The 19,967-nt window shown below is 54.1% G+C and carries 19 protein-coding genes; 9 read left to right on the forward strand and 10 right to left on the reverse strand.

Annotation, left to right across the window (positions count from 1 at the left end; genetic code table 11):
• Together folE and ACB496_RS14440 are read right to left on the reverse strand one after the other, a co-directional pair.
• Window positions 1-669, reverse strand: coding sequence for a GTP cyclohydrolase I FolE (gene folE, locus ACB496_RS14435; RefSeq protein WP_100779522.1), 669 nt, complete (start codon window positions 667-669; stop codon window positions 1-3).
• Between the two features lie 104 nt (window positions 670-773).
• On the reverse strand, window positions 774-1,922 hold the full coding sequence (locus ACB496_RS14440; protein WP_102104862.1) for a YbfB/YjiJ family MFS transporter: 1,149 nt from the start codon (window positions 1,920-1,922) through the stop codon (window positions 774-776).
• A gap of 138 nt (window positions 1,923-2,060) precedes the next feature.
• Here ACB496_RS14440 and fghA point away from each other — a divergent pair, with 138 nt between their 5' ends.
• Window positions 2,061-2,897: an S-formylglutathione hydrolase gene (gene fghA / locus ACB496_RS14445; RefSeq protein WP_371972910.1), complete on the forward strand. Its 837-nt coding sequence runs from the start codon at window positions 2,061-2,063 to the stop codon at window positions 2,895-2,897.
• 95 nt (window positions 2,898-2,992) lie between these two features.
• On the opposite strand, the gene cirA is transcribed toward fghA, so the two are convergent.
• The 3 genes from cirA to yieE form a co-directional block, all read right to left on the reverse strand.
• Complete coding sequence (cirA, locus tag ACB496_RS14450; RefSeq protein WP_181826590.1) at window positions 2,993-4,963, reverse strand: catecholate siderophore receptor CirA; 1,971 nt, start codon at window positions 4,961-4,963, stop codon at window positions 2,993-2,995.
• Window positions 4,964-5,256: 293 nt separating this feature from the next.
• Entirely contained in the window at window positions 5,257-6,726 is a 1,470-nt protein-coding gene (gene lysP, locus ACB496_RS14455) for a lysine-specific permease (protein ID WP_100779517.1), read from the reverse strand.
• A gap of 130 nt (window positions 6,727-6,856) precedes the next feature.
• Window positions 6,857-7,723 (reverse strand): DNA-binding transcriptional regulator YeiE, encoded by an 867-nt coding sequence (gene yieE / locus ACB496_RS14460; RefSeq protein ID WP_371972911.1) that lies wholly within the window; start codon window positions 7,721-7,723, stop codon window positions 6,857-6,859.
• A 121-nt stretch (window positions 7,724-7,844) separates the two neighbouring features.
• Here yieE and ACB496_RS14465 point away from each other — a divergent pair, with 121 nt between their 5' ends.
• The 6 genes from ACB496_RS14465 to nfo all read left to right on the forward strand — a co-directional run bounded on the left by ACB496_RS14465 (window position 7,845) and on the right by nfo (window position 12,139).
• On the forward strand, window positions 7,845-8,891 hold the full coding sequence (locus ACB496_RS14465; protein ID WP_371972912.1) for a YeiH family protein: 1,047 nt from the start codon (window positions 7,845-7,847) through the stop codon (window positions 8,889-8,891).
• Window positions 8,892-9,068: 177 nt separating this feature from the next.
• Entirely contained in the window at window positions 9,069-9,950 is an 882-nt protein-coding gene (locus ACB496_RS14470; protein ID WP_371972913.1) for a hypothetical protein, read from the forward strand.
• Window positions 9,951-9,960: 10 nt separating this feature from the next.
• Window positions 9,961-10,395 (forward strand): DUF1240 domain-containing protein, encoded by a 435-nt coding sequence (locus ACB496_RS14475; RefSeq protein WP_371972914.1) that lies wholly within the window; start codon window positions 9,961-9,963, stop codon window positions 10,393-10,395.
• Window positions 10,385-10,762 carry a hypothetical protein gene (locus tag ACB496_RS14480; RefSeq protein ID WP_371972915.1) on the forward strand — a complete coding sequence of 126 codons (378 nt, stop codon included), beginning with the start codon at window positions 10,385-10,387 and terminating at the stop codon, window positions 10,760-10,762. The genes ACB496_RS14475 and ACB496_RS14480 overlap by 11 nt, the downstream gene beginning before the upstream one ends.
• A gap of 4 nt (window positions 10,763-10,766) precedes the next feature.
• A complete protein-coding gene (locus ACB496_RS14485; RefSeq protein ID WP_371972916.1) occupies window positions 10,767-11,255 on the forward strand; it encodes a hypothetical protein in 489 nt (162 codons plus the stop codon).
• Window positions 11,256-11,281: 26 nt separating this feature from the next.
• Window positions 11,282-12,139 (forward strand): deoxyribonuclease IV, encoded by an 858-nt coding sequence (gene nfo, locus ACB496_RS14490; RefSeq protein WP_371972917.1) that lies wholly within the window; start codon window positions 11,282-11,284, stop codon window positions 12,137-12,139.
• A 75-nt stretch (window positions 12,140-12,214) separates the two neighbouring features.
• Here the strand turns inward: nfo and fruA are convergent, their stop codons facing one another.
• The 3 genes from fruA to fruB are packed head-to-tail and all read right to left on the reverse strand — an operon-like array spanning window position 12,215 to window position 15,991.
• A complete protein-coding gene (gene fruA, locus ACB496_RS14495; RefSeq protein WP_371972918.1) occupies window positions 12,215-13,906 on the reverse strand; it encodes a PTS fructose transporter subunit IIBC in 1,692 nt (563 codons plus the stop codon).
• A gap of 16 nt (window positions 13,907-13,922) precedes the next feature.
• The gene (fruK, locus tag ACB496_RS14500) at window positions 13,923-14,861 is read right to left on the reverse strand and encodes a 1-phosphofructokinase (RefSeq protein WP_100779512.1); all 939 of its coding nucleotides are present in this window, start codon (window positions 14,859-14,861) and stop codon (window positions 13,923-13,925) included.
• Window positions 14,861-15,991: a fused PTS fructose transporter subunit IIA/HPr protein gene (fruB, locus tag ACB496_RS14505; protein ID WP_129036022.1), complete on the reverse strand. Its 1,131-nt coding sequence runs from the start codon at window positions 15,989-15,991 to the stop codon at window positions 14,861-14,863. Before fruB ends, fruK begins: the two co-directional genes overlap by 1 nt.
• Window positions 15,992-16,343: 352 nt before the next feature.
• Between fruB and setB the strand changes: the two genes are divergently transcribed.
• On the forward strand, window positions 16,344-17,525 hold the full coding sequence (gene setB / locus ACB496_RS14510; RefSeq protein ID WP_371972919.1) for a sugar efflux transporter SetB: 1,182 nt from the start codon (window positions 16,344-16,346) through the stop codon (window positions 17,523-17,525).
• Here setB and ACB496_RS14515 read toward each other — a convergent pair.
• On the reverse strand, window positions 17,522-17,776 hold the full coding sequence (locus ACB496_RS14515) for a YkgJ family cysteine cluster protein (RefSeq protein WP_100779509.1): 255 nt from the start codon (window positions 17,774-17,776) through the stop codon (window positions 17,522-17,524). The genes setB and ACB496_RS14515 overlap by 4 nt on opposite strands.
• Before the next feature lie 165 nt (window positions 17,777-17,941).
• Between ACB496_RS14515 and yeiP the strand changes: the two genes are divergently transcribed.
• Window positions 17,942-18,514: an elongation factor P-like protein YeiP gene (yeiP, locus tag ACB496_RS14520; RefSeq protein ID WP_095282688.1), complete on the forward strand. Its 573-nt coding sequence runs from the start codon at window positions 17,942-17,944 to the stop codon at window positions 18,512-18,514.
• A gap of 125 nt (window positions 18,515-18,639) precedes the next feature.
• On the opposite strand, the gene uxuA is transcribed toward yeiP, so the two are convergent.
• Window positions 18,640-19,830, reverse strand: coding sequence for a mannonate dehydratase (gene uxuA / locus ACB496_RS14525; RefSeq protein ID WP_107703217.1), 1,191 nt, complete (start codon window positions 19,828-19,830; stop codon window positions 18,640-18,642).
• Window positions 19,831-19,967 lie beyond the last annotated feature (137 nt).

Below are 19,967 nucleotides of genomic sequence, written 5' to 3' on the forward strand. Positions count from 1 at the left end.
TTAGTTGTGGTGACGCACGGCGCGCAGGAACTCCTGGCGGGTGTTCTGGCTGGATTTAAACAGGCCACCCAGCGACGTGGTGGTGGTCGCGCTGGTTGCATCGCGAACGCCGCGCGCTTTGACGCAATAATGGACGGCATCAATAGATACAGCCACATTGTTGGTGCCAAGCAGCGTTTGCAGCGCCGTTAGAATCTGCTGCGTTAAGCGCTCCTGCACCTGCGGACGCTGGGCAAAGAACTGCACAATGCGGTTGATCTTGGACAGACCAATCACCGTATCTTTCGGGATATAGGCCACGGTCGCTTTGCCGTCGATAGTCACGAAATGGTGTTCGCAGGTGCTGGTCAGGGTGATATCGCGCACAGTCACCATTTCATCGACTTTCATTTTATTTTCGATGACGGTGATTTTTGGGAAATTGGCGTAATCGAGACCGGAAAAAATCTCATCGACATACATCTTGGCGATGCGATTCGGAGTTTCCATCAGGCTGTCGTCGCTCAGGTCGAGATTCAGCAACTGCATGATCTCGGTCATGTGCCCGGAAATAAGACGTTTGCGTGTTTCGTTGTCCAGTTCATTAACAGGCGGACGCAGCGGGGTTTCAAGACCACGCGCGACTAAAGCTTCGTGAACGAGAGCGGCTTCTTTACTGAGTGATGGCATTATTTTTCTCCTGCAGGTGTGGCTGCCTTTTGCCCTCTTTGAAGCAAAAGTGTGCGCTCATTGTGCGTGAGGTGGCGCACATAATCCAGTATTCACAGCGATAATTATTGCAATTGCTGCTGCCTTTCGGCCTGACGATCCCAGACCAGTGCTCCGCCGACAAACAACGCCAGCCCTGCAAGGCCCAGCGCCGGCTCAAGCTGATGGGTAAGCCAGGTCGAGAGCGCCGACGTGACCGGCCCAACCAATTGACCGAGCGCATACCCCGTAGTCAGTAAACCGGCCATATAACGGGTGTGGTTCGGGGCCAGTTCGCGGCCGCACAACAGGGAGAGCTGCACGGCACAGAGGAACCCACCGCCCACCAGCAGTGCGCCCGTTATCAGGCCACCGATCCCCGGCATCAGCCAGGCGGCAAACACGCCCAGCCCCTGCAACCAGAGGACAATCGACAGACGGCGGTTCGACGTCGAGACGTGGCGCAGGGCGATACTCAGCGCGATCCCGATGACAGACGCCGCGCCAAAGACGGGCCAGACAAACTGCGCAAACAGGCTGCCGGGGAAACGCACGGCCGCCATCTGCGATAAAAAGGTGGCCGGGAGAATGTAGCCAAACCCTGCCAGGCTGTAGCTCCAGACCAGGCGACGCAAATCGGTGGTCAGCACCAGCGGCTCCGGCGCCGTTCCCGGCCGATGCAACTGCCCGCCGCGCGGCAGATAGCGCGCCACCAGCACGATAAGAATCAGCGCCAGCACGCCATAAATCTGCCACGCCGCGCCTGCTGAAAGCGAGCGTGCCTGAATATAGACCGCCAGCAGGCCGCTTAAGGCAATGCCCGCCCCCGGCCCGGCAAAGACCGCCGCGCTAAGTCCCGGCTTACCAAAATGGGCCAGCCGTTCGTTAGTCCAGGCGGCAATCAGCACCATCGACCAGCCGCTCATGCAGCCGATCGCGAAACGAATCAGGCCGTGAATGATGGCGTTATCCGCGACGGCTGACAGCAGCGTCAGCGCTACCGCGCCGAAGATCCCGAGATAGAGACGCCCTTCAACAAAGCGGTGCGCCCGCATGGCATCCCACGCGCCAACTAAATAGCCCAGATAGTTCATGGCGGCCACCAGCCCGGCGCTGGTCAGCGTCAGCTGTCCGGCCGAAATCATCAGCGGAACCTGAGGCGTAAAAGCAAAGCGCCCTATCCCCATCGCCACCACCAAAACCACAAATCCGCTGAGCGCGATACGCAGCGCCATGATCGCCCCAATTGTTAAAATTTAGTTAATTCATGATGCAACATATCGACTTAATGCGGAAGTGAAAGTTGCTCACAGGTGAATGAATAATCTGTATTATGGATTTAGTGAATATCGACACAAAATCAGGAGCCTTGCATGGAACTGCTCGAAGAGCACCGTTGTTTTGAAGGTCGGCAGCAGCGCTGGCGGCACGACTCCACCACGCTGAACTGCGCGATGACGTTCAGCATCTTTCTGCCACCGTTCACCGGTAACGTTAAGCCGCCGGTGCTGTACTGGCTCTCCGGCCTGACCTGCAACGATGAGAACTTCACCACTAAAGCGGGTGCACAGCGCGTTGCGGCTGAATTAGGCATTGCCCTGGTGATGCCCGACACCAGCCCACGCGGCGATGATGTCGCTGACGACGCCGGATACGATCTGGGTAAAGGAGCGGGTTTCTATCTGAATGCGACCCAACAGCCCTGGGCGAGCCACTACCGGATGTACGATTACATTCGCGACGAGCTGCCTGCTCTGATCCAGGCGCAGTTTGCCGTGAGTGACCGCGCGGCCATCAGCGGGCATTCGATGGGCGGACACGGCGCGTTAATTATGGCGCTTAAAAATCCGGATAAATTCACCAGCGTCTCCGCCTTTGCGCCGATTGTGAACCCGACTCAGGTGCCCTGGGGGCAGAAAGCGTTTTCGAATTATCTGGGCGATGATGTCACCCCCTGGCAGGAATGGGATAGCTGTGCGCTGATGCAGGCAAGCCTTCCGCAACAGGCGATCCCGACGCTTATCGATCAGGGTGATGCCGATCAGTTCCTCGCCGATCAACTGCAGCCCGCAGTGCTGGCGGAAGTGGCGCGGCAGAAAAGCTGGCCTTTGACCCTGCGTATCCAGCCGGGGCACGATCATAGCTATTACTTTATTGCCTCGTTTATCGAGGATCATCTCCGCTTCCATGCGGAGTATTTACTGAAATAACCCAGCCTGTTGCCCGGTGCGCTACGCAAACCGGGCCAATACAGAGCGCAAGCGTTGGCCGGGAAAGGCATAACCTTCACCCGGCCAGCTCGCTATCAGAAGCGGTAATCCACTGCCATAAAGTAACGGCGGCCATCTTCCGTATAGCTGTAATCGTCGCGGCTGAGATCTTTATCCAGCAGGTTTTGCACGCCTGCACGCAGTTTGACATTTTTCGTTGCCTGCCACGCTGCACCGGTATTCCAGACCACATACCCGCCTGGCGTTGCATCGCCGGCGGTGATGGCTCGTTTTTCGCCGGAGTAGTTACCCTGCATATAGAAGGACCAGTCCTGCGTTGCCTGCCAGTCCACGGTTCCGTTCGCGGTATGGAAAGGCAGCTCGGACAGCGGTTTGTTGCCACCGTTGCTGATATCACGCCCGTCGTTATAGGTGTAATTCAGCGTCACTTTCCAGTCTTCGGCCAGCGGGAATTTCAGCTCGGTTTCCACGCCGCGAATACGCGCTTTGTTGACGTTGTAGTAGCGGAAAATCGGCTCACCGTCGGCATTCAGCCCCACGTAGTTTGGATAGCTCTGCGCCTGATTTACATTTGCGGTGCGGAGGATGCTGATGCGGTCATCCACATCGTTCTGGAAGGTGGTAATACTGGCCTGAACGCCCTCTAACCAGCCCTCTTCCCCGGCATAGTAAAGACCCAGCTCAAAGCTTTCGCTGGTTTCAGGTTTCAGATCCGGGCTACCGACAATTTCACAGGCACCACGGCACGAACCGGTGGTCCAGTCCGGGCTTAACTGCAGTAAGGAGGGAGCTTTGAAGGCCGTCGCCCAGCCGCCTTTCACCGTCACGGTGTCTGTTGCGCTATAGACCAGGTACGCACGCGGGCTCCAGTGGTCGCCGTAGGTTTCGTGATCGTCCATACGCACGCCAGTGGTCAACGCCAGCGGTTCAAAAATACGCCATTCGTTTTCAATAAACAGCGCGTACTGGCTGGCAGAGGTGTTGCTGCTGGAGCCGCCGGTCAGGTTCACCGGATCTTTCAGTTTGTCGTGTCGCCATTCGCCGCCAAAGGTCAGCAGCTGGTTAATTTCACCGAGCGGCAGGACATATTTCCCGTCGATACTGTTGCTTTCGGAGGTAATCGGGCTGCTGTTACCAGGGTTTTTGTTATCGACTTTCTCGCCGTAGAATTTTAGCTCGCTGTTGCCGACATCCCAGCGCCCGTTGTGGCTCAGGGAGTAGTTCTGGCGCTCAAGGCGGTTCTGGTCGAGAGAGTCTGAATCGCGATCCTGACGGTCGAAACCGTAGCCTGCGGTGAAATCGTGGTTTTGATTCGGCGTCCAGGCGAATTCGACGTTAGCGTCGCGGCTGGTGAACCCTTCAATGCGCGGCGTTTCGCCCGTCGCAGAGGTTGAGGATTCCTGCTGGTCATCCTTTTCGCGTTTAGAGAGGCTACCGTAGGCTTTCAGCCCCAGCACGCCATCCACCAGCGGACCGCTGGTAAAGAACTGACCGTTGTAGGTGTCACCGCGATCGCGATGTTCCTGAATCGTGGTGTCGGCGGTCAGGGTGCCGGTCCATTTCTGGCCGATTTTTTTGGTGATGATGTTTACCACCCCGCCCAGCGCATCGGACCCGTACAGCGATGACATCGGGCCGCGCACCACCTCGATACGCTCGATGGCATCGACCGGAACCCAGTTGAGATCGAAATCGTTATGGCGGAAGACGGCGTTGCGGGAGTTGACGCGCTTACCGTCCACCAGAATCAGGGTGTAGCTGCTGTCCAGCCCACGGATACTGACCCCTTTACGGTTATCCCCTTCGTTGGTGAGTTGCACACCTGGCACGTCCTGTAACACATCTTTCAGGTTCTGAACGGGTTTACGCTGCAGATCTTCCTGAGTAATGACGCTGATACTGGCCGGTGCATCTTTGAGGTTTTGTTCAGTGGCAGACGCCGTGACAACCAGGGTATCGCCGGACTCAGCCGCAATAACCGGTAACGCCAGGGACAGTGCAGACGCACAGAGTCCTCCCCGTACGAAGGGATTTAACCTAAACATTCCATATCTCCATGAGGTAAACACAACAATATCAAATAATTATTGCTCACAGTGCATTGCATACCGCCGGCTTCTTTGGCCAGTCGGCTGTGTGTTTCTTTGCAGGTGTGGCAGTAACGTCATCGTCTTTTCAAAAACGCGACGCTGACTCCTTCATCCTTTTGATAACGGCGATAACGATAAAACAAACGATAATTATTATCAATTCAATTGTTAACAATTATGTCATTTATGCATACTGTGGGGATAAAAAAACCCGCTCGAGTGAGCGGGCTAAAAGAGAGGAAGTGCGATTATTGTTTGATTCGTCCAGGGAATTCCATTTCGCTGTAGCGGACGAATCGGGTTCCTTTCGTCAGTTTGTAACCAAACCAGATGATCAGGAACAGAGGGATACCAATGTACGTCGCCATGACGCCGCCCCAGTCGATGGTGTCTGACAGGAAGGCTTCGTAGTTCTGACCGAGCGTGATGATCAGGCACAGAATGAAGGCGAAGATTGGCCCTAACGGGAAGAAACCAGAGCGGTACGGCAGATCGTTAATATCGTGCCCCTGCTTCACATAGCCGCGGCGGAAACGATAGTGGCTGATCGCAATCCCCAGCCAGGCGATAAAGCCGGTCATACCGGAGGTGTTCAGCAGCCACAGGTAAACCGTCTGGTTGCCGAACATCGACGTCAGGAAGCACAGCCCCGCCACCACCGTGGTTGCATACAGCGCGTTGCGCGGTACACCGCCGCGAGACAGTTTAGAGAAAATACGTGGCGCTTTACCGTCGCAGGCCAGGGTGTAGAGCATACGCGTTGAAGCGTACATCCCTGAGTTCCCCGCCGACAGCACCGCCGTCAGGATCACCGCGTTCATCACCGCTGCCGCAGAGAGCAGACCCGCATGCTGGAAGACCAGCGTGAACGGGCTGACGCTGATGTCTTTAACATCGTTACGCAGCAGGCTTGGATCGGTGTAAGGAATAATCAGGCTGATTATCAGGATCGCGAACACATAGAACAGCAGGATACGCCAGAATACCTGACGCACGGCACGCGGAATGTTCTTCTCCGGATCTTCAGATTCACCCGCCGCGATACCAATCAGCTCGGTGCCCTGGAAGGAGAAGCCGACGATCATCGCCACACCGATCATTGCCGCAAAACCACCGGCGAACGGCGCTTCGCCAATCTGCCAGTTGCTCCAGCCCGCTGGCTGCGCCCCTTTGAAGATGCCGACAATCATCGCCACGCCGACGACGATAAAGATGATAACGGTCGCGACTTTAATCAGTGAGAACCAATACTCCGCTTCGCCAAAACCGCGCACGGAGATGTAGTTCAGCAGGAAAATCACGGCCAGGAAGAGCGCGCTCCAGATCCAGCCCGGCGTGTCCGGGAACCACCAGTTCATGACCAGCTGTGCGGCCACGAGGTCAACGGCGATGGTCACCGCCCAGTTGTACCAGTAGTTCCAGCCCAGCGCGAAACCGAAGCCTTCTTCAACGTATTTTTGGCCGTAAGTGGAGAAAGAGCCGGATACCGGCATATAGGCTGCCAGTTCGCCCAGACTGGTCATCAGGAAGTACACCATCAGGCCAATCAGCATGTAAGAAAACAGCGCGCCACCGGGGCCTGCCGCTGAAATAGTTGCACCAGAGGCAACAAAAAGACCTGTACCGATAGAACCGCCAATGGCGATCATCGTCAGGTGACGCGCCTTGAGTTCGCGACGTAGCGCGGGCGCTTCTGTGGTTTTAGTTTCGGAAACCATATGAAAATGCTGTCCATTCAAAAAATGAGGCGAGATTGTAGCAGACGATCCGCGAACCTTCCGGCAGAAATGCTCTGTTATAAGAGAGCTTCATGACGGCTCCGGAATTATAAGTAAAGCAGAGCCTGGACTAGATTTCGCAATAGCGCAAAAACCGCTGCAACGAATTCGAAAGGTGTTTTTGGCGGTGATGAATACACCACAGGGTGCGCACCAGCTTCGGCAGTGGAATCGGAATTTCAATCAAGGAACCGCTTTCGAGCTGCTCGGCGATGACGCGACGGGAGAGACAGCTAATCCCAAGACCGTGCCGCACGGCGTGTTTAATCGCCTCGGAATTACCCAGCTCCATGCCCAGCTGAAACTGCGGCAAATGCGAGAGCAAAAGATAGTCGACGATTTCGCGCGTGCCTGAACCGTGCTCGCGTAAAATCCACGGCGCCTGCGCCAGGCGTTCCAGCGTGACCTCGCCCTGTAATAACGAAGAGGCGGGAGAGGCAAACACCACCAGTTCATCTTCCAGCCAGGGTTCCGCAATGATATCCACGTTATGGCACGGCCCTTCGATAAGCCCGATGTCCACGCGGAAATCAATAATCGCGTTAATCACATCCTGGCTGTTGCCTACGCTCATCTCCAGCGGCAATGCCGGGAAGTCGCGGCGATAGCGGGCAATCACTTCCGGGAGAATATAGTTACCGATGGTGCTGCTGGCATAGACACGGATCGCCCCGTTGTCTTCCCGGAACAGCTGTTCAATTTCGACAGCCTGCTCCAGTAGCGCCAGCGCGCGCGGGTAAAGCAGACGCCCGTGTTCGTTCACCACCAGCCGCTTCCCTACCCTGTCGAAAAGCTGCACGCCGAGCTGCCCTTCCAGATCCGTCAGCGCGGCGCTGACCGCCGACTGAGACAAGGCCAGCCGCTGCGAAGCCTGGGTGGTCGACCCGCTTTTCAGCACTTCGGCGAAAACTTCCAGTTGACGTAATGTTATGTGCATCGTGGCCTTCCACCCGGTAAGCGCGCTGCTTACCACTTATAAAGATTAATTATAAATATATAATCAATTTTATTTTTAAGCCAGAGCGCCGTAACCTTTTAACCATTGAAAGGAGAAGGCTATGACTGAACTCACTGTGCATCATCATCGAACGCTGTGGCATTACGTTCCGGGGCTTGCGCTAAGTGCATTGATCACCGGGGTGGCATTATGGGGTGGCAGTATTACGGCCGTCGCCGGGGCAGGATTTAGCGCATTGACGCTGGCGATCCTGCTGGGGATGGTGGTCGGGAATACGGTTTACCCAAAAATCTGGTCCGCCTGCGATGGGGGTGTGCTGTTTGCCAAACAGCATTTGCTGCGTCTGGGTATCATTCTTTATGGTTTTCGCCTCACCTTTGCGCAGATTGCCGACGTCGGCGTGAGCGGCATTGCCATCGACGTGTTAACGCTCACCAGCACCTTTATGCTGGCCTGCTTTATCGGGCAAAAGGTCTTTGGCCTCGACAAACAAACCAGCTGGCTGATTGGCGCGGGGAGCAGTATTTGTGGGGCCGCGGCTGTGCTGGCGACAGAACCGGTGGTGAAAGCCGAGTCGAGTAAAGTGACCGTTGCGGTGGCGACGGTGGTGATCTTCGGTACCCTGGCGATTTTCCTTTATCCGGCCATGTACCCGCTGCTGGCACACTGGTTCACGCCGGAGGCCTACGGTATCTATATTGGTTCGACCATGCATGAAGTGGCGCAGGTTGTGGCGGCCGGTCATGCCATCAATCCGGATGCCGAAAATGCGGCGGTGATTGCCAAAATGCTGCGCGTGATGATGCTGGCCCCGTTCCTGATTATTCTGGCGGCACGCGTAAAACAACTTTCGCCAGCAGGCAAAGGCGAGAAAAGCAAAATCACCATTCCCTGGTTCGCCGTTCTGTTTATTGTGGTGGCGGTGTTTAACTCGTTCCATCTGCTGCCAAAAGCAGTGGTCGATATGCTGATTACACTGGATACCGTCATGCTGGCGATGGCGATGGCCGCTCTGGGCGTCACCACCCACGTCAGCGCGCTGAAAAAAGCCGGGGCAAAACCGCTACTGATGGCACTGGTACTGTTTGTCTGGCTGATTGTGGGCGGTGGGGCGATCAACCTGGCGGTACATTATGTGTTAGCTTAAAACATCCATTTGATGAATATAAATAAATTCTGAATTGCGACTATCTCGTAACCCACTCTCAGTTTTGCTCGGGTAACCATGTTGAACTGCCGTCTTCTTTGAAGGCGGCAGTTTTTCATTTTTTACCGTCCCAACCGGGCAATGACTTGGGTATACGGAGCATAAAGGATAATCATCATGGACAGATTTATAAATCAGCCTCCCACATGGGAAAATTACCTGGGCGATTTGTTACGAGGAAACGCCCCTGTTAATCAGCTTATTCCTGACCATCCCTATTTGCTAGATACGTTGAAACTCGAAGAGATTCTGCATAAAAACACCACGCATATTATGCTTTTGACGATGGATGAGGCTTATGCTGTTGCTGATACATTCTACAATTACGGAACAACCTATGCCGGAAATATTAAAGATACCGTGTCCGGTTTAACCAATATCTTTAAATTCACCAGCTTCATCGATGCCGACAAGCTGGTGTTTCGATTAAAAGGATTGGGTATTAAAGCAGTGCCCTATTTTCACAAAGGCGTCGCCTATATAAAAATCACAGGCTACCCTTCGGTTCGAAGAATTCTCAATGGTACACGTTACGCGGTTAACCATCCAAAAATACTGGAGATCGGTATCGGACAAGCGGGGATTCAGGCAGGGATCTTAAGCGGCTCGCGTTTCTGTATCTACTTCGCGGCAGCACAACGGGTAGTTGAGTACATTTTTTCTTCTGAGCACGATGTCGCGACCTTTATCGGCAACATTACAGCGGATGTGGCGAAAGTAATTGTCAGTGTTTTTATTACTAATATAGTCATTTCATTTACGGGAGGATTAGCTGCGTTAGGTAGCATTGTTATATCTATTTCGGCAGGAATATTCCTTACCGTTGCCCTCGACTTAATAATTACCACAGCACTATTTAAGATGGACGAAGAATATAGTTTATCCACACGATTAATAAACACCATCAAAGAGGGGATGGATAAGCAACAAAAAATTATGGAATGGAATATGCTTCACAGCAGTTCCTATACATCCTCATCGCCGAATAGAGACTATTAGCATTATGAACATGGAAAAGCTTAAGGCGTATTTTTGCGCAGCGATATGCATCATTTCCCTCACTGCTGTAATATTTTTTGTTTATAATGATGGCATTGAATTATTTAGAAAACTCTTCTCCCAAGAGGATTATATTATTTATGATCCTAAAGAAGTGCATCTGTTTCTTGCTATTCCCGTCGGAATTTATTTTGATTTACTTTGTCTTTTCCTAATTCTGCCATATAGTGTTAAAACGGTGGCTTATATGCAAAAATTTATGGTGCCGGTAACAATATATGGCATTATCTCATTTGCGATTGGTTTTATTATCTCAATCATCATCTCCTTTTACCTTCTCGGCACTGACTACTATAAGTGCCACTCGACAAGCATTATTTCCTCCGGCAGCAGCTATGCCAAAAGCAAAGAGATATGCAAGCAACGAGGCACCGATGGCTATTAAGGTCTTCCTGTGGTATTTGGATATCAGGATCGGCGGGCGTGGTGTAGTAATTTTTCTCGGGTACACTATCGCGGATGTAGCGAAAGTAAATCTGACTGTGTTTATTACTAACATGTTGATTTCGTTCACTGCAGTTGTAGCGGGTGTATTCAGCTTAGTAATGCCTATCTCTGCAGGAATATCCCTTACCGTTTTACTGGGATTTATAATTACAAGAAAAATTGTTAATCTGGACGAAACCTATCAATTATCCAGACGCTTAATTGAAAGAATTAAGGAAGGAATCAGAGAACAGCAAAAAATAATGGAATGGAATATGCTTCACAGCAGTTCATTTCTCTCGTCCTCAATGGATGGAGGTTTTTAGCGGTATGGACGTGGTTAAACTCAAAGGTTATGTCAGTGCAATAATATGCACTTTACTTTTGACATGTGCAATAGACTTTATCTTAGAAATAGGCTTAACCTTGATCAACGCCCTTATTAACAGTGAGGATTATCTATTTTTTGATACTAAAGATATTCCTCTTCTGCTCTGCATACCTGTGGCCATTTTTTTGGAGGTCATATGCATTTGCGCACTTTTACCTTTCAAATCAAAAACTGCCCCATTTCTACAAAAACTCATGATTCCAGTAACAATATATGGCCTTGCCTCATTTGCGATTGGTTTTATTATCTCAATCATCATCTCCTTTTACCTTCTCGGCACTGACTACTATAAGTGCCACTCGACAAGTATCATTTCCTCCGGCAGTCGCTATGCCAAAAGCAAAGAGATATGCAGCCAACGAGGGTCTGGCGGCTACTACGATCTTCTTGTTGGGGGGCGTAAAAAATCTGTTAACCCGCTATCATAAGCGTTTCGGGTTAACAGGAGTCCCTTATGAAATACGTTGGAGCGCACGTGAGCGCAGCAGGTGGTCTTGCGAATGCCGCCATTCGCGCCGCCGAAATCGAGGCGACCGCTTTCGCCCTGTTCACCAAAAATCAGCGCCAGTGGCGCGCTGCGCCGCTCACCACTGAAGTGATTGATGATTTCAAAGCCGCCTGCGAGAAGTATCACTTCGGGCCGGGCCAGATCCTTCCGCATGACAGTTACCTCATCAACCTGGGCCATCCGGTTCAGGAGGCGCTGGATAAATCGCGCGAGGCGTTTCTGGATGAACTTCAGCGCTGCGAACAGCTTGGCCTGACGCTACTGAACTTCCATCCTGGCAGCCATCTGATGCAAATCGAAGAAGATGCGTGTCTGGCGCGGATCGCCGAATCCATCAATATTGCGCTGGCGCAGACCACCGGCGTCACCGCGGTAATCGAAAACACCGCAGGCCAGGGAAGCAATCTGGGATTCAAGTTTGAGCATCTGGCGGCGATTATCGATGGTGTAGAAGATAAATCCCGCGTCGGCGTCTGCATTGATACCTGCCACGCCTTTGCCGCCGGGTATGACCTGCGCACCGTTGAAGAGTGCGAGAAAACTTTCGCGGAGTTTGAACGTATTGTCGGCTTTAAGTATTTGCGCGGCATGCATTTGAACGATGCCAAAAGCGCGTTCGGCAGCCGCGTCGACCGCCATCACAGTCTGGGTGAGGGCAATATCGGCCACGACGCGTTCCGCTTTATCATGCAGGACGCCCGCTTTGACGGCATCCCAATGGTACTGGAAACGGTGAATCCGGATATCTGGGCGGAAGAGATCGCCTGGCTGAAAGCACAGCAAACGGCTGAACAAGCCGCATAAAAAAAGCCGGGTCGCGTAAGCACCCGGCTTTTTACTTTGTCGGTCAGGAAAGCGAAGCGCCACCCGAAAAGACGTTTACGCTACTTTCGCAACCACTTCTGCTTCCGGGCGTTTCAGCACCGCGTAAGACAGACCCGCCACCAGCGTACCGGCGATAATCGCGAACAGATAACCCAGAACCGGGGTAATCGCGCCAGGAATCAGCAGAACAAACAGACCGCCGTGCGGTGCCATCAGTTTCGCGCCAATCGCCATGGAGATCGCACCAGTTACCGCGCCGCCTGCGATACAGCAAGGCAGAACACGCATCGGATCACGCGCTGCGAACGGAATCGCACCTTCGGTGATGAAGCACAGCCCCAGTACCAGCGCCGCTTTACCGCCCTCTTGCTGCGCCTTATCGAACTTACGGCGTGCAATAATGGTCGCCAGACCCAGCGCCAGCGGTGGCACCATACCGGCAGCCATGATAGCGGCCATCGGGGCATACGTCTGAGTACTCAGCAGGCCGACACCAAACGCGTAAGCCGCTTTGTTGACCGGACCACCCATATCAGTACACATCATGCCGCCAAGGATTGCGCCCAGCAGTACCGCGTTCGCCGTCCCCATGGTTTGCAGCCAGTGGGTCAGACCTTCCAGGATACCCGCAACCGGCTTACCAATCAGGTAAATCATACCCAGGCCAACCACCAGGCTTGAGATCAGTGGAATGATCAGGATCGGTTTCAGTGCTTCCATACTTTGCGGCAGCTTCAGCTTCGAGCTGATGACCTTCGCGACGTAACCGGCCAGGAAACCGGCGATGATACCGCCGATAAAGCCCGAGCCAGTGCTCACAGCCAGCATACCGCCGATAAGACCCGGCGTCAGGCCCGGACGGTCAGCGATGGAGAACGCAATATAACCCGCCAGAACAGGCACCATCAGCGCGAACGCCGAGCCACCACCAATCTGCATCAACGCCGCCGCCAGCGTACCCGGCTCTTTAAAGGCTTCGATACCGAAAGCGAAGGAGAGTGCGATACACAGACCACCCGCAACCACCATCGGCAGCATGTAAGACACGCCGGTCAGCAGGTGACGATAAGCGCCGGCAGACTCTTTTTTGCCTTCGCTGGCGGAGGACTCTGATTTGCCCGTTAGCTGATAAGGTTTCGCTTCAGCCAGTGCTTTATCAAATTCCTGCGCCGTTTTCTTCAGCGCCAGGCCGGTAGAGGTGCGATACATCGGCTTACCGGCGAATTTCGCCAGGTCCACTTCAATATCTGCCGCCACCATGACCAGATCCGCTTCCGCCACCTCTTCCGGGGTGATCGCATTGCCTGCGCCCACGGAACCACGGGTTTCGACCTTCACCCACCAGCCGCGTTTTTTCGCTTCGGTTTCGATGGCTTCAGCCGCCATAAAGGTGTGCGCCACACCCGTCGGGCAGGCAGTAATCGCCACGATGCGTTTCGGGCCGGTTGCCGTCGCCACTGCTGCGGTAGCAACAGGTGCGCTGTAAACCGTTGCGTGGCCTTTCGCTTCGCTCAGGAACAGTTCGGGATGTGCCACCGCGCGATTGATATCGCCCAGCCACACTTTTTTGCCGTTCAGCGCACTGTCAGCCGGGACTTTATCACCCAGAACAATCGCCAGTTCGGCGTCATTTGGGTTGTCGACGAGTTCAACATGCGCTTTGTGTGCCGCCGCGCCCAGCAAGGTCTTCGCCATATAGGCGCGAGCTTGTCCAAGTCCGGAATCAATGATCAGCAGCGTTTTCATTATGCCTCTCCTGCTGTTAGTTAAAAGGTTTTAAGTCAACGCGCGCCATCATCGCGGCCAACTGGGTACGTTCGGTAATTCCAACATTGCTCTGACTCACGGCCAGGGCGGCAACAGCGGTAGCAAGACGTAAGGTATGCTCACTGGATTCACGCATCAGCAGGCCGTAGATCAGACCGCCCACCATTGAATCCCCGGCACCTACGGTGCTGACCACTTCCACCGACGGTGGCTTGGCGATCCATTCGCCAGACGCGTTAACCCACAGCGCGCCTTCTGCACCCAGCGAAATCACCACGTGAGCGATACCCTGTTCACGAAGCGCATGGGCCGCTTCAATCACATCTTTCAATTCTGGCAGCTTACGGCCGGCCCAGATCTCCAGTTCGCGGCGATTTGGTTTCACCAGCCACGGAGAGGCTTTCAGACCCGCCACCAGCGCTTCACGGCTACTGTCGAAAATAATGCATGGGCACTGGCTACGCAGACGCAGCATCCAGTCGGTGAAGGCTTCCGGGCTGACGCCTGACGGTAGACTGCCGCTGACGCAGACCATGTCGAACTGACCCAGCCAGCTCAAGGAGTCATTCACGAAACGCTCCCAATCCGCGCCCGTGACTTCAAAACCGGAGAAGTTCAGATCGGTAACTTCGCCGTCTTTTTCCGTCAGCTTGACGTTAATACGGGTACGGCCCTGAACGACCTGGAAACGGTTGGCGATGCCCAGCTCGCTGAACAGCTGCTGAAAACCGTCCTGGTTGTCTTTCCCAAGGAAACCGCCCACGGTCACGTCAATACCTAAGTCTTTCAGCACTTTCGCAACGTTGATGCCTTTACCGGCCGCGTGCAGGCCGGTGGTGCGCACGAGATTGACCTCACCGCGCTCAATTTCAGGGCAAAAACCGACGAGATCGTAAGCCGGGTTCAGCGTAATAGTGGCGACACGTCTGCTCATTATGCGCCCTCCCCCAGACCTGCCGCGATGGCTTCGCCAATCGCTTTCAGCGCCTGTTCAGCATCCGCACCCTGAGCGGTAAAGCGCAGGCGGTGGCCTTTTTTCACACCCAGCGCGACGACTTTCATCAGGCTGCGGCCATTGGCGGGTTTGCCGGACCCATCGAGGTTGGTCACGGTAATATCACTTTCGAATTGCTTGATGGTGTTGACCAGCAGAGTGCCAGGACGGGCGTGCAGGCCATGTTCGTTACGCACCACAAACTCAGCGCTCAGCAGGTCGTCGGTTAGTGCGTCATCACTGGTCAGCAGCGCCAGCAACGTGGCGGCATCCGCTTTCAGCAAATGTTCAGCTTTGTTGTTCAGCAGCAGATCGCTCAGGCGCTTCAGCACGGCAACCGGCTGTTCATCGGCCATCGCAACCGTCACTAGCAGCGCGGCATGTTCACCATCGGCTTCAAATGCGCTCGCGGCACGGCTTACAGCAATCGCGCTGCGCAGGTTACCTTCCGCACTGTCGTTCAGCCAGACGCCCTGACCCAGGTTCAGCGGCTTATCATTAATCACGCGGGCAACGAAGGCGGTGTCAACAGCACCCGCCTCTTTCAGACGACCGGCGTTCAACGCCTGCAGGGTCACCAGATCGGTGGCCACCACGTCCAGCGTCAGCGTGTCGTTATCCAGCTTCAGCGCGTCGCTCTGTTTTTCACCCATCAGCAGCGCACGCAGCTCTTCTGCGGTGGTGGCAGATTGCAGCTGTTCAGCCACGGAGTCATCGCTCAGCACGTGCGTCAGCTGACGCAGCAGGCCCAGGTGCTCATCGCTGCTGGCGGCAATCCCGATGGCCACGTAAGCCACCTGCCCTTCGCCCCACAAAATCCCCTGCGGGAACTGATAAACCTGAACGCCGGTTTTCAGCACCTGGTCGCGGGTATCCGTTGTGCCGTGCGGAATGGCAATGCCATTGCCGAGGAAGGTGGAGGTTTGCTGTTCGCGCGCCAGCATGCCGTCTACATAGCCGTCCGCCACGTTGCCTGCCTGCACGAGGGCAGCGGCAATCTTGCGAATGGCCTCTTCTTTATTACCGGCCTGTTCGCCCGGATGAATATCTTGCACTGATAACTGGAACATAGTTCTCCTCTCTCGCTGAATTGAATCGTTTCAGCCTTTATGAGAAAAAATGCGCTAACCTGCTCCGTCAGTTAAAACAAGATAGCGCTGAAACGTTTCAAGAAGTCTTACGCTTAATGTTCAGCCTTGCAAGAAAAGTCGTGTTTCCTGTTTCAGAATTTAGAAGTGCAGCACATTTCTCCCACATTTGCTGACGTGACAGTCACGTACATCCTTCAGCTTCAGCACACTTCAGCCAATATGATTTTGAAATGGCATTTTGATTTTTCGTGGGGAATTTGACTGCACCACCTGTTTATTTTCTGACAAGCGGCGTAAACTCCGCGACTCTTCACATTACCGATAGCGAACCATGCACAACTCCCCCGCTGCCGCCTCACCAAAACCCTTTGATTTGACGTCATCGGCGTTTTTGATTGTTGCCTTTCTCACTGGTATCGCCGGCGCGTTACAGACGCCAACGCTGAGCCTGTTCCTGACCAATGAAGTTCACGCCCGTCCGGCGATGGTTGGCTTCTTCTTTACCGGCAGTGCCATCATCGGCATTCTCGTCAGCCAGTTTCTGGCAGGCCGCTCCGACCGAAAAGGCGATCGCAAAAGCCTGATTGTTTTCTGCTGCCTGCTCGGCGTGTTTGCCTGCTTGCTGTTCGCCTGGAACCGCAACTATTTTATCCTGCTGTTTGTCGGCGTGTTCTTGAGTAGCTTTGGTTCCACCGCGAACCCGCAGATGTTTGCCCTTGCACGGGAACACGCGGATCACACGGGGCGCGAAGCGGTAATGTTCAGCTCGATACTGCGCGCCCAGGTGTCGCTGGCATGGGTGATCGGCCCGCCGCTGGCTTACGCGCTGGCGATGGGCTTTGGTTTCACGGTGATGTATCTGAGCGCCGCCGTGGCGTTTGTCGTGTGTGGGATCATGGTCTGGTTTTTCCTGCCCACCATGCGCAAGGAGCCAAAACTGTCGACCGGCACGCTGGAAGCGCCGCGTCGCAACCGCCGCGACGCCCTTCTACTGTTTATTGTCTGCACGCTGATGTGGGGCACCAACAGCCTCTATATCATCAATATGCCGCTGTTTATTATTGATGAGCTGCATCTGCCGGAAAAACTGGCAGGCATCATGATGGGTACAGCGGCAGGCCTGGAAATCCCGACAATGCTGATCGCCGGTTATTACGCGAAGCGTTTCGGAAAGCGTTTTTTGATGCGGATTGCGGCCGTGGCCGGTTTGCTGTTTTACATCGGAATGCTGACAATGCACACCCCGGCGTTGCTGCTGGCGTTGCAGCTGCTGAACGCCATCTATATTGGCATTCTCGCGGGGATCGGCATGCTCTACTTCCAGGACTTAATGCCTGGCCAGGCAGGGGCAGCAACGACACTTTATACTAATACCACCCGCGTGGGCTGGATCATTGCGGGCTCGCTGGCAGGGGTTGTGGCGGAAATCTGGAGTTATCACTCGGTGTTCTGGATTGCGCTGGTGATGTGCATCATTACCACCGGCTGTCTGACGCGAATTAAAGATGTCTAGGGCGCGGTGAGCGCTTCCAGCTCAATCAAATAGATCATCGCCTGCTCGCGCGTGCTGCCGCACATCTCTTTTAAGGGCTGAAGCGCACCGCAGACTTTCGGGCGCAGCGGCGAACCAAAGATATTGCACAGATTGGTGTCAGAAAGCTGAACGCAGCGGGTGTTGGCAGGCTTGCCCTCTGGCATGCCTGGGATCGGGCTTGAGATGGACGGCGCGGTGCAGCACGCGCCACAGTCTGGACGACAATCCATAAACCCTCTCTGTCAGTGGCGGATGCCCGTATGGTCGGGCGTGGCGCGCACAGTAACACCTTTTGTGTATTGATAGCAAAAGCCACTAATTCCGCTTGCCTGAAAGGCTGTGCGCGAGTAATTTGGCGCGATATTTTTTACCTCCCAGTAGACAGGATTATTGCAATGCCAAGAGCGAACGAAATTAAGAAAGGTATGGTACTGAACTACAACAGCAAACTGCTGATTGTGAAAGATATCGATGTTCAGTCCCCAAGCGCCCGTGGCGCAGCCACACTGTACAAAATGCGCTTTGCCGATGTGCGTACCGGTCTGAAAGTCGAAGAGCGTTTCAAAGGCGACGATATCGTTGATACCGTGACCCTGACCCGCCGTTTCGTTGATTTCTCCTACATCGACGGCAACGAATACGTGTTCATGGATAAAGAAGACTACACGCCGTATATCTTCACTAAAGACCAGATTGAAGACGAGCTGCAGTTTATTCCTGAAGGCGGTATGCCGGATATGCAGGTTCTGACCTGGGATGGTCAGCTGCTGGCACTCGAACTGCCGCAGACCGTGGATCTCGAAATCGTGGAAACGTCGCCGGGCATTAAAGGGGCCTCTGCCAGCGCACGTAACAAACCTGCGACGCTGACTACAGGTCTGGTGGTACAGGTTCCGGAATATCTGTCTGCCGGCGAGAAGATCCGCATCCATATCGAAGAAAAACGTTATATGGGTCGTGCTGACTAATTCTGTTTTGCCGGATGGCGGCTTTGTCTTATCCGGCTCACACAAAAAACGCATAAAAAAACCGGCGAATTCGCCGGTTTTTTTGTAGGCCCGTTCAGCGTAGCGCTGCCGGGCATTAATGCCAGTTACAACAGTTCAGGGTACTTCGTCATCTTCAGCGCCAGCTCCACGCCGCGCACTTCCGCCATGCCTTTCAGGCGACCAATCGCCGAATAACCTGGGTTGGTTTTCTTACGCAGATCGTCCAGCATCTGATGTCCGTGGTCTGGACGGAACGGAATCGGACGCAAATCCCCCGCTTTCTTACGACGCTGCTCTTCACCCAGAATCGCATCAACCACCGCCACCATATTCACGTCACCGCCGAGATGCGCCGCTTCGTGGAAGGTTTTTGGGTTATCTTCGCGACAGGTCGCGCGCAAGTGGGTGAAGTGAATGCGGTCGCCGAAGGTTTCAATCATGCGTACCAGATCGTTATCCGCGCGTACGCCGTAAGAACCGGTGCACATGGTGAAACCATTGTTAATGCTGTCGACGGTCTCTTTCAGCCATTGCATATCTTCAATGGTTGAGACGATGCGCGGCAGGCCGAGGATTGGGCGCGGTGGATCGTCCGGATGAACCGCCAGACGTAAACCGCAGGCTTCCGCCACCGGCACAATCGCGCGCAGGAAGTAGGCCATGTTTTCGCGCAGCTGATTTTTGTCGATGTCGCCGTATTCCGCCAGACGTGCGCGGAACTGATCCAGCGTGTAACCCTCTTCCGCACCCGGCAGGCCGGCAATGATATTGCGGGTCAGCTTCTCGATATCCGCTTCCGTCGCCTCGTTAAACCATTTCAGCGCCTGCTGCTGCTCTTCGGCGGAATAGTCCGCGTCGGCGCCCGGACGCTTGAGGATGTGCAGCTCAAAAGCGGCAAAAGCAATCTGGTCGAAACGCAGGGCTTTAGAGCCGTCTGGCATCTGGTACTCAAGGTCGGTACGCGTCCAGTCCAGAATAGGCATAAAGTTGTAGCACACGGTATCAATACCGCAGGCCGCCAGATTGCGGATGCTTTGCTGATAGTTGGCAATCCAGGTGTCAAACTCGCCGGAATGGGTTTTGATGTCTTCGTGCACCGGGATACTTTCAACGACTGACCAGGTCAGCCCTTTTTCCGCCAGCACAGCCTGGCGTTTTTTAATCTCTTCCAGCGGCCAGACCTGACCGTTCGGAATATGGTGCAGTGCCGTGACAACACCCGTTGCGCCAGCCTGACGCACATCATCAAGAGAAACCGGATCATTCGGCCCGTACCAACGCCAGGTTTGTTCCATTGCCTCACCCTCTAAAGTTGTTATACCAATATGATTGTTGCAATGACGACTACCATACATGTTTGTTTCAGACGGTCAATACAGGCGGCAGCATTGATTGATCGAACTCACAGAATCTGGATATTTACGGCTTACCA

Source organism: Lelliottia nimipressuralis (assembly GCF_041464075.1).
GTDB lineage: Bacteria > Pseudomonadota > Gammaproteobacteria > Enterobacterales > Enterobacteriaceae > Enterobacter > Enterobacter nimipressuralis.